This is a genomic window from Rahnella sp. AN3-3W3, from assembly GCF_003263545.1.
In the GTDB taxonomy this organism is placed as follows: Bacteria; Pseudomonadota; Gammaproteobacteria; order Enterobacterales; family Enterobacteriaceae; genus Rahnella; species Rahnella variigena.
Map to the genome: position 1 here is coordinate 45,841 of NZ_JYDG01000041.1, position 16,977 is coordinate 62,817.

Genomic DNA, 16,977 nt, shown 5'->3' on the forward strand with positions numbered 1-16,977 from the left:
TCAGGGTTGAGAGGATGGACGATCTGGCCCCGGCAGGATCAGATGCGCGTCATCATGTGGGTCAACCGCCGTCACGCTGCCGGCATGAGCCAGGATCGCAGGCATCCGCTCGCGCCACAAACGCCACAACAATTCAGGAGAATGATCGTTTGCCAGTTGCACAATCGTCGCGGTATCGGTGGAAGCCCGCGCAATCTGTTCACTGGCTTTGGCCTGTGAAACCTGTAAGGCGCGATCTGCCGACTGAACAGCGTCCTGATGCACGCGGGCCGCCTCATTAGTGGCGCTGGCGATATTTTGCTCCGCCTGCTGACTGGCAGTCAGAACGGCATTAAATGCATCAACCGCCGCGGGCGGCAAAGAAGACTGCACATCAACACGCATGACTTCAATACCGGTGCTGCTGCCCGCCGTATTCAGCGCGGCGAGTTGCTGATTAATACCCTGACGCAAATCACCGCGCAGCCGCTCGCGTCGTTCGGCGATATTGCTACTGTTACCCACCATTTCTGGTCGTGCGACCAGAATCGTATCAAGGTCGCGTGAAGCACAAATCGCCAGCGCCTCGTGTTCGGTTAAGCGATCCAGCGCCGGTAATACGTGCCCGCCCTGTAACACAAACGCCACCGGATCGGTGATGACGTAATACACCTGCACATCCAGCTGGACCACGCCTGAATCACCGGTCAGCAAATATCCTGCACCGGCAACCGCGTCACTTTTCTCGCCGCCGGTGTTGGTCCACGCAGGCACAATGTCTTTTCTCAGCAAGGCTGTAACATGGTGTTCGATCACCCTGTCGGCGGCGGGTAATATTTCCACCTGCTCCAGCGGTTCGGGCCACGCCAGCAGCAGGCCGGCACCTGCCGTGCGTGATACAGCCCCGAAGCGCATCACCACAGCGCGTTTGTCCGGCTCAATCTGGCGGACATTGGAGAACAGCCAGCTGGCGGCGGCAATCAGCGTTATGGCAAACAAGGCCAGATACGCCATCCTTCCCGCCTGAAACCAGGCATTGCCCTGAAAACGGGCCAGCGGATTCATGGATGTGGCTCGTTATTGGCGGCGGGTAAAACCGGCGGGCCTTCGACCAGCTGTCTGAACGGTGCAGCATCGGTACGCAATACAAGCTGCGTGCCGGGCGTGATCACGCTGTTGAGCGTATCGAGCGAGCGCAGCAAATCGTACAACGGGGGATTACCGGCCCACGCTTTGGCGTAAATCGCCGCACTTTGTACCTGCGCCTGCGCTTCAATATTGGCGGCGTTAACCGACGCATCGGCCTTTATCACGCGGGCATCGCGCTCGGCGGAAGACCGGATTTCGGCCGCCTGACGTTTGCCTTCAGCAGAGCGCTGGGTGGCGATAGTTTCGCGTTCAGCACGCATACGATCTACGGTTGCATCCAGTGTCACGGAAGGCAGCGTCAGGCGCTCAACGCCAACCTGCACCAGTTCGATGCCGTAGCTGTCGAGTAACTGGCGGGCAATCTGGTCATGCAAATGCTGTTCAAAACCGGAAAGACGAATTTTGCTGGCGTCGGTATTCACCAGATCAGCCAGCGCAAAACCGCTGGTGGTGGTTTCCAGCGCCGAGCCGATAAACGTGCGTATCTGCGCGGCAGCCATATCCGGCTGGTTTTGTACCGCACGGATAAAACGCTGCACATGCTGGGGATCGTTTTTCACCTGCCAGACGGTATACGCCTGCACGATGATCCGCAGGCCGTCGCGCGTGCCGACATCCTGCAAACCGCTCGACGTGGTACGAATGCGTAAATCTACCGGAATGGCGGTTTCCAGCGGCACCGGCAGATGCCATGCCAGCCCGGGATTCAGCAGCACGCGCACCGGCTCACCAAATCGGGTGATCACCATCGCTTCGCCGGAACGCACCTGTACCAGACAGGCAGACGCGGCAATCAGCGCCACCAGCACGATGGCAACCGATGCGCGCCGCCAGAATTTCGGCGCAGCGGGTCCTGAATGCGCGTGATGATGATGGTGATGTCCGCCACCGTGATGATGCCCGTGTTGGGCACCGTGTTCATGGTCGTGGGATTGAGTATGTTGGGGATCACTCACCGGGTAGTCTCCGCTTTAACAGAATGCGCCGCTTTATCCGCTCCGGGCGTAAATGGCAGGGTGAAATTTCTCAGATCCAGAACCGGCGGCGTTTCGCCACCAATACGGCTGTCGACAATCAAAACTTTAGGATGTTGTTGCATCGCCAGCGTCAGCTGGCTGAAATAACGCTCATTCAGGAACGACTGCCCGCCAGCCTGATACGCCTGATTTTCCGCGTTAAACCGCAAGGCCATCACCTGCGCCTGATCGAGATTTTCATGACTTTGTGCCGTGGCAGCATCCAGCGCCAGTCGGGAAAATTGCTGCGCGGCATTCAGCTGCTGCGCGGCCTGTCCTTTCTCACCGGCAATCGCACTTTGTGCCAGGATCTGCGCTGCCTGTACGCCATGATAAGCATCCGCTGCGCCCGCTGGCGGATGGATGGATTCAATCACCGTCGCCAGCAGCTCCACACCGCTGTGGAGATTATCCAGCTGGCGTTGCACTTTTTGCCCGATAGCGGCGGCAAGGCGAGTCTGTTCGCTGCCCAGCAGATTGTCGAGCGTGCGGGAGGAGAAATCATGCACCAGCACCTGATTGGCGATACTGCGGATCAGCACCGGCATATTTTCGGTGTGATACAAACTCGCCATTGCTGCGTCATCGTTCATGCCGATGCGGTACACAAACCGCACGTCCATATCCATGATTTGAAAGCTCTGCCGGTCATTGCCCGCGCTGGCGATAATTTGTGATTTGTCGCTGCTGTGGCTGGAATCCCATAACCGGTTGGCGCTTTCCGGCGCGGGGCCTTCGGCGGTATCGGCAACCTCGACCGGCGAAGTCGTCGCCGGTTCTTCCGCGCCGGTGGTGAGTTCATGCACTTCGCCGTTGTCGACCATTAGCGTATGCCCGAAAGGCCACGGCAGACCGAGATGCAAACCGGGTTGCCTGACCGCGACCGGTTTCCCGAAGGATTCATAAATCCCCCGCTGCGTCAGCGGGACTTCACTGACGCCGGTCAGCAGCCAGCCCGTCAGCAGTAAAAATGCGGCCAGCGGCAACAGCGCGCGGCGGATAAAATGGAATGCCCAGATCTGGCGCAGATCGATGCCGAAATGCTGATGCAACTCGTTCTGCACAAACTGCAGCGGACGAGGCGGCCAGCAAATTTGTGCCGCCAGCAGACTGCCCGCGATAAACTCCGGCTCTTTGTCCTCACGCGGCGGCGAAAACAGCGCCATCAGCGCGCGCAGGAAAAGTTCCAGCGCCACCAGCGCCGGCAAAATCCCCGTGAGCATCAGCAAATGCGCGGGCCAGACCGCCGTGCCACGTGCAAACATCACGCCGGCGGCACTCAGTAGCAAAACGCCAATCAGCATGCGCAGCAGCGGTGCCAGTCTTGCGGCTTCCGGCCATTCCTGCGGATTTTTTAACGTCCAGTGACGTTCAAGTACCAGCACCGCAAAGGCGCAAAGAAGGAAGAATGATCCGGCAAAATACCCCGCATCCCCTGCTTCGTTAGCAGGTAAAGGCAGTTGCCACAAAAGAAAGATGAGCAGTAATGCGGCTAATGCAGGAAATGCCTGAAAGAACACGTGCGCATCGACATAGCGCAACAGCGGGCGCACGCGGGCTGAAGCGGTCAGACGATGGAGAAAAGCGGAAGGTTTTTCCGGCAAAATGGGTTCAGCCGGAGATGCAAACTGATGCCCGCGCCAGCGGGTAATGCGTCGCGCACATTGCAGGGAGGCGGCGCAAACCCACAGGGCGGCCATAATATTACCGGTCACCCAAGGCCAGACTGAGTCCGGAGAAACCATATACAGCATCAGCAATATCAGATACAGCACGCTGCTGATCACCATAATCCCGTTGATAAGCCCGGTCAGCCAGCGTGTGTGGGAGGCGGCCACCTGAAAACGCAGAGGTTTACCGGCGTCATCAGCCCCGGATGCCTTGTTTGTGCTCATGTCTGCTCCGGCAGAGAAAAAAAAACCGCAAGGCGGGCACGGAGCCAGCAATTACGCAGTCAGATGAGCGTAACCGTATAACATTACAGAATTTTCAGCGATATGAATTTGGCCGTTTTTTTGCCACGAATTGTAAGCATTTATCAGCAAGGCGGGACGTCCGGCAGATTGGTTTTCTGCCAGCCGTTTTTATAAGGAAAGTCACATAAGAGGTGCGCCATTTTCAGGCGACACCATGAGGATTTCAGAGAGTATCTTCCGCGACATAATATTGCGGATCGTCGAGTTCATGCGAGCAGAATGGTCCGGCTTTCTTAAGCAGACTTATGCAGTCATGACTCAGATGGCGCAGGCGGATACTTTTACCGGCTTCAAGATAACGCGTCGTCAGCTTATCAATCGCCTCCACCCCGCTCGAATCCATCACCCGCGTACCGGCAAAATCCAGCACCACGTTTTGCGGATCGTTTTCAGGATTAAACAGCTCGGCAAAGGTTGCGGCAGAGCCAAAGAACAGCGGCCCGTCGAGTTTATATACCGCCAGGTCGCCTTTGGTTTTGTGCTCACGAATACGGATACGCGCCTGCTGCCAGGCGAAAACCAGCGCCGAGATAATCACACCGCTGATCACCGCCACAGCCAGATCGGTGAAAATGGTAATGACGGTAACAATCAGCATCACCAGCACATCGGCTTTAGGCATACGGCGCAAGCGGCGCAACGAACTCCACTCAAAGGTGTTGTAGCAGACAACCAGCATAATCCCGGCCAGCGCGGCAACCGGCAGCAGACCGATATATCCGGAGAGACTGACCACGAACAAGATTAGCAAAATAGCACCCACCGTACCGGAAATGCGTCCGCGACCGCCGGAAGTGAAGTTAATGATCGACTGCCCGATCATTGCACAACCTGCGAAACAGCCAAACAATCCGCAAATCGTATTCCCTGCACCCTGCGCAATACTTTCGCGGTTACCGTTACCTTTCTGATTGCCCATTTCATCGAGCACTGTCATGGTCAGCAGCGACTCAATCAAACCGACCAGCGCGATGACGACCGCATACGGCAACACGACTTTCAACATTTCAGCATTGAACGGCGCTACCGGCAGGCTGAAATGCGGCAACGCGCCGGAAATATCCGCGAGATCTCCCACACGTAAAGTATGCAGATTAAAGCCAATCGCGACGGCGGAGACCACAATCAGCGCAGCCAGCGAAGACGGAATGATTTTGGTCAGTTTAGGGAACAGCACCACCACCAGAATCGCCAGCAGAACCAGCCCGTACATCAGCGGTCCCTGCCCGGCAATCATGTGTAACTGCGCCAGCATAATGACAATAGCCAGCCCGTTCACAAAACCGTGAACCGCAGGCAACGGCACCAGACGGATAAATTTACCGAGGCGGAAAACGCCAATCAGGATCTGAATGATCCCCGCAAAAATCGTCGCCCACAGGACGTATCCCATGCCGTGCTGCGCCGCCAGACTCATCAGCACCACCACAATAGAACCTGCCGCGCCGGAAACCATGCCCGGTTTGCCGCCGAACAGCGCGGTCACTAACCCGATAATAAACGCCGTGTGCAGACCGACAATCGGCGACAATCCGGCCACCAGCGAGAACCCGACCGCTTCCGGGATCATCGACACCGCCACCACAAATCCGGCCAGCGTTTCATTCTTCACTTCTGACAACTTCAAACCACGCGGGCTAAACATAAGACATCCGGTATATTTCCAACTCAGTTAAAAAATTGTGACAAGTATCTAAAAATGACGGAACTGAGGCAAGGTTTAATCCGCAGCCTGCACCACGTGGGATCACAAGCGGATCGAGATAAATGTCGTTTACGTGTATAATGCGGGGAATTATGGTCATTACATCGTGCGGTTAGAGTTAATCGCTTGATAACTAAGCTATTAAGGTGAGAAAAACATGGGATTCAAATGCGGTATCGTGGGCCTGCCCAACGTCGGTAAATCTACTCTATTCAATGCGCTGACCAAAGCGGGTATCGAAGCAGCAAACTTCCCGTTCTGCACCATCGAACCGAATACCGGCGTGGTGCCAATGCCTGATCCGCGTCTCGACAAGCTGGCCGAGATTGTAAAACCGCAGCGTATTCTGCCAACCACCATGGAATTCGTGGATATCGCAGGTCTGGTAAAAGGCGCATCTAAAGGTGAAGGCCTGGGTAACCAGTTCCTGACCAACATCCGTGAAACCGAAGCGATCGGCCACGTTGTACGTTGTTTCGAAAACGACAACATCATCCACGTTAACAACAAAGTGGATCCGGCTGACGACATCGACGTCATTAACACCGAACTGGCGTTATCTGACCTCGATACCTGTGAGCGCGCCATTCACCGTGTGCAGAAACGCGCTAAAGGCGGCGATAAAGATGCCAAAGCGGAACTGGCTGCGCTGGAAAAATGTCTGCCACAGTTGGAAAACGCGGGTATGCTGCGTGCGCTGGATCTGACCGAAGAAGACAAAGCGGCCATCCGTTACCTGAGCTTCCTGACGCTGAAACCGACCATGTACATCGCGAACGTCAACGAAGACGGTTTCGAAAACAACCCTTACCTCGACGTGGTACGTAAAATCGCAGACGCCGAAGGCTCCGTGGTTGTGGCCGTCTGTGCAGCGGTCGAGTCTGATATTGCTGAGTTGGAAGATGCTGACCGCGAAGAGTTCATGGCTGAACTGGGCATTGAAGAGCCCGGCCTGAACCGCGTGATCCGCGCCGGTTACGAACTGCTGAACCTGCAAACTTACTTCACCGCTGGCGTGAAAGAAGTCCGCGCATGGACCATCCCTGTCGGTGCTACTGCGCCACAAGCTGCCGGTAAGATCCATACCGACTTCGAGAAAGGCTTCATCCGCGCACAAACCATCGCGTTCGAAGACTTCATCACCTACAAAGGTGAGCAAGGCGCGAAAGAAGCCGGCAAAATGCGTTCTGAAGGTAAAGACTACATCGTTAAAGATGGCGATGTAATGAACTTCCTGTTCAACGTGTAAACCGCACTTCAGTTTCTGCATTAACTTAAAACCCACGCATTGTCGTGGGTTTTTCTTTTTATGACTATGCTGCTGGCGCCCGCCCCCCTCTTTCATTTCGCCTCTCCCTCATTACGCGATATATTAGAGGCATTCTCATAAAATTTTCTCTTTGTAACAGGTAACATCTCAATGGCACTGATCCCAAAAAACTACCAGCGGCTGGAAAGCGGCTATCGTGAAAAAGCACTCAAAATCTACCCGTGGGTGTGCGGACGCTGTTCGCGGGAGTTTGTGTATTCAAACCTGCGTGAACTGACGGTTCACCATATCGATCACGACCATACCAATAACCCGGCAGATGGCAGTAACTGGGAGTTATTGTGTCTATATTGCCATGACCATGAGCACTCGAAATACACCGAAGCCGACCAGTACGGTTCAACGGTGGTAGCCGGTGAGGATGCACAAGATGATGTCGGCGCTGCCACCTATAATCCGTTTGCTGATTTACAGGCGATGCTGAATAAGAAGAAATAGGATCGATTTCGCTCCGCTCCTCCAGCAAAACTAAAAACCTCGGCATTAACCAAAATCCACGCGATGCCGTGGATTTTTTTATGATGTACGAGGCGATTCCCGCCAAATAAGTTAGCCAGCTTAGATTTTCCTTGCATCCCAAAACGCCATAAGCATAATCGCAAATCAAAATAATAATGATTCTCAGTCCTTTTTATATCAGGGTGACATTATGCGCGATTCAGTTACATTCACAGGGTTTAAACCGAGCCTGCTGGCACTCTTTGTCAGCGTCACTTGTATACCGGCGATGGCGGCGACCGCTCCTGCTCCGGCGACCTCTTCGACAGCAGCGTCAGGCGATACCATGACCATCGTCAGCGCGCCAGATAATGAATTCAAACCAGGCGGAAATGATCTGGTTCCGGCGTATCTCGACGGACAGGTGGCGCACGGCGGCCGTCTCGGTATGCTCGGCGAACAAAATGCGATGGATGTGCCGTTCAACGTGATGAGCTTCACCTCGAAACTGGTGCAGGATCAGCAGGCAAAAACCATCGCTGATGTAGTGCGTAATGATGCCACCGTCCAGAACGTACAGGGATACGGCAATTTTGCCGAAACCTACCGCATCCGTGGTTTTGAACTTGACGGCGATGACATGACCTATGGCGGACTGCCGGGCGTCGTTCCCCGTCAGGTCATGGATGCCTCATTAATCGACCGGGTAGAAATTTTTAAAGGTGCCAACGGATTGATGAACGGTGCAGCGACGAGCGGCGTCGGCGGCATGATCAACCTCGAACCGAAACATGCGGATGACACGCCACTGACCCGTGTCGGTATTGATTACACATCCTCTTCTCAGGTCGGCGGCACGCTGGATCTGGGACGTCGTTTTGGCGATGACAACCAGTTTGGTGTCCGTCTCAATGCCGTTAACCGCGAGGGTGAAACCGATATTGATGGCGAGAAAAAACGCACCACGGCAGCGTCACTCGGGCTTGATTATCGCGGCGATCGTCTTCGCACTTCCGTGGACATGGGCTATCAGAAGAAGACCTTCCACGACGCCCGCCTTGGCGTGAATATCAGCGGTGTAGATTTCATTCCGAAAGTGCCGTCTAACAGTCACAACTACAGTCAGGACTGGGTATACAGCAACATTGAATCTGAGTTCGGGATGGCAAAAGCGGAATACGATATCACCGATAACTGGACCGTCTATGGCGGCGTTGGCACACAGCATTCGCGGGAAACCGGCGACTACGCGTCCCCTGCGCTGAAAGATGAAGACGGAACGGCGACGATTGGCCGTCTGGACACTAACCGCATCATCAACAACTTCAGCGGTATGGCAGGCATTCGTGGCAATTTCGATACCGCATTTATCACTCACAAAGTTAACTTCGGTTATTCCGCGCTGACGTCACGCAATAACACCGCCTGGCGTATGGCCTACGGTGCCAATGCAGAAAACACCAATATTTATGACACCCCGAATGTCCCGAACCCGACACCTAACCTGTCAGGCGGCAATTACAACGATCCGCTGACGACCGGACGTAACCGCACTCAGGGCTATTTACTCAGCGATACGATGGGTGTGTTCGATGACACCGTATTGTTCACCGTCGGTGCCCGTCATCAGAAAGTGGTTGTGCGTAACTACAGCAATGCGACTGGTGCAGAAGACGTTTCAACACGTTACGACGACAGTCGCTGGATGCCGACGTACGGCGTGGTCTATAAACCGTGGCAGGTACTTTCCCTCTACGCCAACCATACCGAGTCTTTGCAGCCGGGCGATGTCGCACCGGATACCGCGAAAAACTACGGTACAACCACCGGGATTGCGCATTCAAAACAGAATGAAGTGGGCGTAAAAACAGATTTTGGTCGCATCGGAGGTTCACTGGCGTTATTTGAAATCAAAAAACCTTCCGGCATCCTAAACAGTGATGGCTATTACGGCATGGACGGTGAACAACGTAACCGTGGCGTGGAGCTGAACGTGTTTGGCGAACCGGTGCTGGGCCTGCGCTTAAACGGCAGCGCGACCTGGATTGATCCGAAGATGACTAAAACTGAAGACAGTACGTACAACGGCAAAGATGCGATTGGTGTGCCGCGATACAATCTGGTGCTGGGCGCAGAATATGACATCAAACCGGTGGAAGGCCTGACCGCAACCGCGCTGATTAATCATTCCGGATCACAATGGGCTGATTCTGCTAACACGAAGAAAATTGACTCGTACACCGTTCTGGATCTCGGCGTGCGTTACCGGACTAAAATCAACCAGAACGATATGGTCTGGCGTGCTGGGGTGGATAACGTGACTAACGAAAAATACTGGGCAAATATCGACAGTACCGGCACCTATATCTATCAGGGCGAGCCGCGTTCTCTGAAAGTCTCCATGACTTACGATTTCTGATCCTGAACGTAATGAACAGCGGGGATGCATTTAGCATCCCCGTTTTTTATGCAGGTTCACCAAGCGGCCATAATGCTTCATACTCCCTGCATCGGTTTTGGTGATGAGATAAACGGCAGATACTGGTACATCCAGGTTTCTGACAGCGTCTTGTCGCCAGATTTGAGGTAGAGCCGGAGTTCAACCGGTTCTTTGCCGTCGACGTGCAAATCAAAAAACGTCCGCCAGTGGCCTTTACCTGAAGGGAGTTTATTCACCTTAATGTCTTTCAGCGTGCCGCGTGATGCGCTGACCACCGCATCAATATGTGCATCTGCGGGCAGTTGCTCCAGTAAGTCGCCGTGGAATTCAACCATAAATTTGCGTGCCGCAGGATCGGTATAAGCGCCGGGATTGCCCCCTCTTCCCAGCCGGGTTATCCCACAGCGCGCCAGTTTTGAAGGATAAGGCTCATCGGCCAGCCAGTGCATACGATAACTAAACTGATGTTCACTGCCGGCTTTGGCTTCCTGCGCAGGTACCCACATCGCAACAATGTTATCGAAAATCTCGTCGTCGGTAGGGATTTCTATCAGCTGTACCGTGCCTTCGCCCCAGTCACCTTTCGGTTCAACCCACAAATCCGGGCGCCGCTCATATCCGGCTGAGCCAAGATAGCTCTCAGGATCGCGCTGTTTCTGCATGAGGCCAAAACCCCGCGGATTATTGTCACTAAATGCTGACACTCTGATTTGCAATGGATTGTTCAGTGGCCGCCAGATATGTTCGTCACTGCCGGTCAGGATCGCTAAACCGTCGGAGTCATGGACTTCAGGTCGCCAGTCGGAAGCGGATCCTTTCGCCATTTCGGAAAACCAAAACATCGAGGTTTGCGGCGCGATACCCAAACGCCCCACGTCACGGCGTAAAAACAGGACGCAGTCGACATCCATCACCACGCCTTTGGTGCGCTGCAGGTCAAAACGGTAGGCACCACAGACACTCGGCCCATCCAGCAGTGCATAAACGACCAGACGATCGCTGTCTTTCTCCGGAGATTCGAACCAGAACTGCGTGAAGTCGGGGAACTCTTCTTTGGTGTCGCCAAAAACGGTGTTAATTGCCACGCCGCGTGCAGACACCCCAAACTGACTGAGTTCGCCCACAGCACGGAAATAGGACGCCCCCAGAAATGATACCCAGTCTTTCACTGGCGGCTTGTTAAGGTGTTGCCGATGTTCCAGCACGCGAAAGCCGCTGAAAACGTTACCTTTCACGGCAGACAGCGCACCCTGACTATTATCCGGGAAGATAAAATAATCCGCATTCTGGACGATTTCCCGGGCGCGTTTATTTTCAACCACCGCCATTTTTACCGGCAATTTATGCAAATTGCTGACGCTGAAGAAGGTCACCGGAAAACGACTGACGCCTTCATTAAAAAGCGCATATTCCGGCTTATACATGATCTTGCTGTAGATGTCGTAATTGATGCTGGCCACTGCACTGTCGGGCACCTGTTGGGGCGCAACATAAGGACTTTTGGCGCTTTCTTTTGCCTGTTGGATGAGCCCTTCGAAGCTAAAAGGTGTATCCGTTCCCAGTTTTAAACCTTGTGCTGCAAAGACGGCTGGCGTGAAACCCAGCGCGGAGAGCACCATTGAAAATGAAGTATAGGTAATCAAGTCACGCCGCGTAACCATAAACAGCACCCACTTATGTTTGAGAATAATTGTTCTTTTAAGTAAGTCTTATCAGAAAGTAAGAAGCTATTAACCAGACAAGTTGTGCTTCAATTCTAGAACACTTTCTCAGAAAAAATAGGCGCGGAGACACAGACAAAAAATCCACGCAAGGCATGGATTTTTCTTCTCATCAGGCAACCGGTGTTAACAATATTCTCCGGAGCAGACTTTTAGGGTTTAAGAATGATTTTGCCACTGAAACTGCGGGTTTCGAGCAAACGGTGAGCCTGTGCACCGGACGATAATGCGAATTCGGTCACAGGCGGCAGTGTCACCTTTCCTTCTTTGACCAGCGCAAACAGACGATCTGCGCGACGCTGGCGCTCTTCACCGGATGTCAGATACGTCCACAGATCGGCACCCAATATGCCGTGCGAATTTAGCTGAAGGCGTGAGGGATCAAATGCAGAAAGCGCGCCGCCTGACATACCGAACAACACCACCCGCCCGCCGTCTTTGAGCGAATCAAGACTTTCGGTGAGCGTCGTACCGACAGAATCAAACACGACGTCAAGCCCCGTGTTCTGCCATTCCCTGACTTCTTTAGCCCAGGTATCGTAACCGCCAGCGGCTTCTGCGCCGAGCTCCAGACAGGCAGCCTGCTTGTCCTGATTCGACGCGACAGCAAACGCATGTATGCCCTGATGTTTCAGCATCTGCAACAACAAGCGGCCAACGCCACCCGCTGCCGCCAGTACCGCGACGTGCATTCCTGCACGCAGAGGTAACACATCGTGCAGCAAATAATCGGCAGTCAGCCCCTGTAATAACACTGCCGCAGCATCGGATTCTGACAACCATTCCGGCAGACGGATAGCGTGTTCAACAGGCACACGAATGTGACTGGCATGTGCCAGAGGGACATCAGCAAAACCGACGCGATCACCGGCTTTCCAGCCTTTTACGTTTTCTCCGACGGCAATAACCCGCCCGGCACCTTCATAACCGGCGACATACGGTGAATTGCCTGCCAGCGGGTAGCGCCCCTGACGACGATAAATATCGGCGAAGTTCAGTCCGGCAGCGGTCACCGCCACCAGCAGTTCATCAGCGGCCGGCACCGGATCTGCAGCTTCATGCATGTGTAACACCTCTGCCGTACCTGTACTTTCAAAAACCAGTGCCAGCATTGCCGTTCCTTAAAATAGAATTTTACGGGTATGGCGGCGATTATCGGCATGTGGATAGCGCAGATAAAGTGACGTCTGCTTTATTAATTCGATAATAAAAATTTATAATGTGATTCTTTATTCTAACCGGACGAAACAATGGATTACTTAAAGTGCATTGAATCCTTTATCAGCGCGACAGAGTCCGGCAGTTTTACCGCAGCCGCCGATAAGCTGGGCATCACACCAGCGATGGTGGGCAAACATATTCAGATGCTGGAAAAGCGTACAGGTTGCGTGCTGATCAACCGCACGACACGGCGTCAGGGACTGACAGAAGCCGGGCATCGTTTTTATTTGTACGGCGTGCAGATCCTCACGACTGTGGAAGATGCGGATTCACTGGCGCGGCATCTCAACGAAGAAGTCACCGGTCTGTTGCGTATCAGCGCACCGGTTTCGTTCGGACAGCGGATCCTGACGCCGATATTGTCGACCTTTTTACAGCGCTATCCCGCCGTGAATGCCTGTCTGGTGCTGAGCGACCGGCGGGTGGATATGATTGAGGAACGCTTCCAGATAGCCATCCGCATTGGCAGCTTGCAGGATGAAGGCTATATCGCCTTGCCGCTTCCTGCGTATGAAATGCTGCTGGCGGCATCGCCTGCATACCTGGATAAACACGGCACGCCCGTGACTCCGGCTGATTTGTCCGCTCATAACTGCATCAGTTTCAGCCAGTGGCGTGCTGATCATCTCTGGCCACTTAACGGACCGCAGGGGCTGGTCGATGCACAGGTTTCCCCGAGACTCACCGTCGATTCTGGTGAAGCTATCCGTCAGGCGGCATTATCGGGGCTTGGGATCGTCATGCATTCGTGCGTGGTGTTACAGGAAGACATCGATGCCGGAAGGCTGTGTCGCGTATTGCCTGATTACGCGCCGGTATCCAGACCGATGCATCTGCTCAGGCTTCCGAACCGCCCTGCGCCACTGGTATCCGCTTTCTCTGAGCACTTCATGGAAGAACTGGCGAAGCCCGCAAATGCGCCGGAACCTTATTAAATATGAACACGATTTATCAGCCCTTATATTGTATTGCGCAGGGCTCAAATCCATAAAACTGCGGTGCGGGTTCATGCGAATATTCACGCCTTACACACATCAAAGGAAATGAAATATGACGACCTTGAATGAACGCCTGGAGTGGCGCTATGCCACCAAAAAATTTGATGCTAGCAAAACGGTAGAAACTGAAAAACTGGAACGCATTATCGAAGCCGTTCGTCTGGCACCGACATCCAGCGGACTGCAACCCTTCGAACTGTTTGTAGTCACCAATCCGGATATCCGCGCCAAAATCCGTACCGTTGCCTGGGATCAGGCGCAGGTCACCGACTGTTCTCACCTGCTGGTATTCGCGGCATGGGACGACATCACGCCGGAACGCGTCAACATGATGTTTGATCTGACCAATGATATCCGTGGTTTTAAAAACGAAGGCTGGGAAAACTACCGCCAGATGCTGCTGGGCATCGTGGCTGAACGCGGTACCGAAGCAAATTATCAGGCCGCTGCACGTCAGGCCTATATCGGTCTGGGCGCCGCGCTGATTGCTGCCGCCTTCGAAGAAGTGGATGCCACACCGATGGAAGGGTTTGATCCTGCCGCCGTCGATGAAATTCTCGGCCTGAAAGAGAAGAACCTGCGCAGCGTCATCATATTGCCACTGGGCTACCGCGCCCACGAAGGCGACTGGCTGGTGAACCTGAAAAAAGTCCGTCGCAGCCGTGAAAGCTTTGTAACTGAGATCAAATAATATACATCTGTTCCATCTTTTGCAGTACTGCCTTATTATTAAGGGGTATTGCGGAGGGTGGGACCCACCTCTTTACATCTAATTAAAAACTTAATTTACATACCCATCCTCCGCTTTTATTACATCCTCTTCAAACCTTGATTTAATTAAAATTTAAAATCCAAATTTGGACAATTATGAAATCGTTGTAGCCATAACAGCAATATATCCCTATAGTTAGCAAGCTCTTTATAATATGTATTTATTATATTTAGGCAGTTAAACATTCCTTATACGGATAGATACATCGAGCATAACTCGTAAATTAAAGGATTAAATATGAACAAAAAATTACTTCCAGTATCCATAGCAGCATTAATGATGATTGGCGGTATTAATACTGCCTCTGCTGCTTCAATACTTTTCACCGGTGCAATTAATGCGAATAGTTGTATCCTTGATGTGAATAACAGTGGTTCTACGGTAGGCGATGTGGATATGGGCAACATTGCGGTCAGTACACTGACCGCTAATGCTGGCGCAACTTCGGCTCCCGTTCCGTTCACTATAAGCCTTAAAGAGTGCACCGGCGCTTCATCTTATTCAATTGAGTTTGCTGGCAACGGCTCACCCGCGAATGACAATTACTTCATTGCTCCGCAGTCAATGGGCTCCGGTGTGTTCTATGAAATCAAAGACAGTGAAGGTCGGAACGTCAAATCAAAAGAAAGACTCGAAACCAATATCTCTAATGATAACCAATCGGCTGACATGAATTTCACTGTTAACTTAGTGGCAGTTAACCAATTAGTTAATCAAGGCAGTTTTGTTATGTCTAATGGTATAAATGTTCATTATGAATGATGTTTGATGCCTAATTTTCACTACGCATAAATAATTAACATTAATAAACATCACCAATATACGGATATATTATGAACAAAAAAATCATCGCACTTCCTTTGAGTATCTTACTTACTCTGGGCTTAATGGAAACCGCCTCGGCAACAGGTACCGTTAATTTTAAAGGCAATTTAGCAGGCAGCCTATGCACAATTGATGTCAATAGTACTGGTGTGGACAATGGTAATGTCGATCTGGGTAGTATCAATGCTAATACTCTCAATACCGTGAATGCAACTTCGCCGTTAGTCCAGTTCCATGTCGACATGACAGGCTGCCCGACAGGTTATTCCAGCTTTCAGGTCCAGTTTTCTGGTGATGAATATGCTTCAACGGGCGACTTTGCTGTATCGCATGGACAGGATGACGGTGTCGTTATTGAACTGAAAAACCTTGATGGCACCCAGATATCACCTAACGCGCCGATTCAGGTGGCAGCAGCGGCACATAGCGATTCAAAAATAAGACTGCCTTTCACTGCAAATATTCGCTCTACCAAAGGTGAAGCCGCGGTCGGTCAGTTTGTTATGGCTACCAATATTTCTGTTCTTTACGAATAACAGACAGCCGTAAATAATGGTCCTTTATGAGACAGCCTGCATAGGATGTCTCATAAAATAAGGCTCACTATTTTTCAACTTGTGGATCTCTTTATGTCATTTTTGAAAAAGGCCCTGTTGCCTCTTATTCTATTAACCCAATCATCATTTGTTTTTGCGGGTATACAAATCGGCGCAACACGTGTTATTTATGAGGAACAGAAACAGGATTCCGTCATAAAGATATCAAACCCAGACAAAACCAACAATTATCTGATCCAATCTTGGGTTGAATCATTATCAGACGCCCCTTCTGCAACAGATGCCATAAAGAAAACACCAAAATCTAAAGTTAAATCTCCTTTTATCGTAACGCCTCCACTTTTCAGCCTTTCGGCGGGCGAAGAAAATGTGTTGCGTATTATTCATAATGGAGCCGCCCTGCCCGCGGATCACGAGTCCCTCTTCTGGCTAAATATAAAGTCCATACCTGAGACTGAAAAGAAAGACTCGAACACAATGGTTTTTTCAGTCAAATCAACGTTGAAACTTATTTATCGTCCTGAAGCGCTCTCTGGGGACAAAGCCACCCGCGCATATAAAAAAATCACGTTCAAAAAACAGGGAAACCAACTCGTTGCCACGAATCCAACCCCGTATTACCTGACATTCGCCTCACTCAAGGTTGATGGTAACGATCTGGTGATTAAAAACAAAGCAATGCTTGCACCCGCTTCGTCACTGACTTATGACTTAAGAAATTCATCTAGCCCAGCGACGGTCTCATGGACAACATTGGGCGATCAGGGCCAGACAACACCGGCAGAATCATCGAAACTCTGATTTATAGGTTGATTTTTCATGCCGTCCGCATTTACTGATGAGGACGGCA

Annotated in this window: 14 protein-coding genes; 8 read left to right on the forward strand and 6 right to left on the reverse strand. The window is 52.2% G+C overall.

The features are described from left to right. The 4 genes from hflK to UC15_RS12305 form a co-directional block, all read right to left on the reverse strand. The gene (hflK, locus tag UC15_RS12290) at positions 1 to 1,044 is read right to left on the reverse strand and encodes a protease modulator HflK (RefSeq protein WP_112288714.1); all 1,044 of its coding nucleotides are present in this window, start codon (positions 1,042 to 1,044) and stop codon (positions 1 to 3) included. Further along, positions 1,041 to 2,084 (reverse strand): protease modulator HflC, encoded by a 1,044-nt coding sequence (hflC, locus tag UC15_RS12295; RefSeq protein ID WP_112288715.1) that lies wholly within the window; start codon positions 2,082 to 2,084, stop codon positions 1,041 to 1,043. Before hflC ends, hflK begins: the two co-directional genes overlap by 4 nt. Then, on the reverse strand, positions 2,081 to 4,039 hold the full coding sequence (locus UC15_RS12300; protein ID WP_112288716.1) for an SPFH domain-containing protein: 1,959 nt from the start codon (positions 4,037 to 4,039) through the stop codon (positions 2,081 to 2,083). Before UC15_RS12300 ends, hflC begins: the two co-directional genes overlap by 4 nt. Positions 4,040 to 4,283: 244 nt before the next feature. Continuing rightward, positions 4,284 to 5,765, reverse strand: a complete 1,482-nt coding sequence (locus UC15_RS12305) for a SulP family inorganic anion transporter (protein ID WP_112288717.1) — start codon at positions 5,763 to 5,765, stop codon at positions 4,284 to 4,286. Between the two features lie 217 nt (positions 5,766 to 5,982). On the opposite strand from UC15_RS12305, the gene ychF reads away from it, so the two are divergent. From ychF to UC15_RS12320, 3 genes are all read left to right on the forward strand, one after another. Then, the gene (ychF, locus tag UC15_RS12310; protein ID WP_112288718.1) at positions 5,983 to 7,074 is read left to right on the forward strand and encodes a redox-regulated ATPase YchF; all 1,092 of its coding nucleotides are present in this window, start codon (positions 5,983 to 5,985) and stop codon (positions 7,072 to 7,074) included. Positions 7,075 to 7,245: 171 nt separating this feature from the next. After that, positions 7,246 to 7,593, forward strand: coding sequence for an HNH nuclease YajD (gene yajD, locus UC15_RS12315; RefSeq protein ID WP_112288719.1), 348 nt, complete (start codon positions 7,246 to 7,248; stop codon positions 7,591 to 7,593). Between the two features lie 211 nt (positions 7,594 to 7,804). After that, a complete protein-coding gene (locus UC15_RS12320) occupies positions 7,805 to 10,012 on the forward strand; it encodes a TonB-dependent siderophore receptor (protein WP_112288720.1) in 2,208 nt (735 codons plus the stop codon). A 77-nt stretch (positions 10,013 to 10,089) separates the two neighbouring features. Here UC15_RS12320 and UC15_RS12325 read toward each other — a convergent pair whose 3' ends face one another. Beyond that, positions 10,090 to 11,676 carry a glucan biosynthesis protein gene (locus UC15_RS12325; RefSeq protein ID WP_232829863.1) on the reverse strand — a complete coding sequence of 529 codons (1,587 nt, stop codon included), beginning with the start codon at positions 11,674 to 11,676 and terminating at the stop codon, positions 10,090 to 10,092. A gap of 230 nt (positions 11,677 to 11,906) precedes the next feature. Next, a complete protein-coding gene (locus tag UC15_RS12330) occupies positions 11,907 to 12,866 on the reverse strand; it encodes a quinone oxidoreductase (RefSeq protein ID WP_112288722.1) in 960 nt (319 codons plus the stop codon). A 138-nt stretch (positions 12,867 to 13,004) separates the two neighbouring features. On the opposite strand from UC15_RS12330, the gene UC15_RS12335 reads away from it, so the two are divergent. From UC15_RS12335 to UC15_RS12355, 5 genes are all read left to right on the forward strand, one after another. Then, positions 13,005 to 13,910 carry a LysR family transcriptional regulator gene (locus UC15_RS12335; RefSeq protein WP_112288723.1) on the forward strand — a complete coding sequence of 302 codons (906 nt, stop codon included), beginning with the start codon at positions 13,005 to 13,007 and terminating at the stop codon, positions 13,908 to 13,910. Between the two features lie 115 nt (positions 13,911 to 14,025). Then, complete coding sequence (locus tag UC15_RS12340; protein WP_112288724.1) at positions 14,026 to 14,664, forward strand: nitroreductase family protein; 639 nt, start codon at positions 14,026 to 14,028, stop codon at positions 14,662 to 14,664. Positions 14,665 to 14,982: 318 nt separating this feature from the next. Then, the gene (locus tag UC15_RS12345) at positions 14,983 to 15,507 is read left to right on the forward strand and encodes a fimbrial protein (RefSeq protein ID WP_112288725.1); all 525 of its coding nucleotides are present in this window, start codon (positions 14,983 to 14,985) and stop codon (positions 15,505 to 15,507) included. Positions 15,508 to 15,578: 71 nt separating this feature from the next. Further along, the gene (locus UC15_RS12350) at positions 15,579 to 16,106 is read left to right on the forward strand and encodes a fimbrial protein (protein WP_112288726.1); all 528 of its coding nucleotides are present in this window, start codon (positions 15,579 to 15,581) and stop codon (positions 16,104 to 16,106) included. Between the two features lie 93 nt (positions 16,107 to 16,199). Beyond that, positions 16,200 to 16,928 carry a molecular chaperone gene (locus UC15_RS12355; RefSeq protein ID WP_112288778.1) on the forward strand — a complete coding sequence of 243 codons (729 nt, stop codon included), beginning with the start codon at positions 16,200 to 16,202 and terminating at the stop codon, positions 16,926 to 16,928. Positions 16,929 to 16,977: the final 49 nt, after the last annotated feature.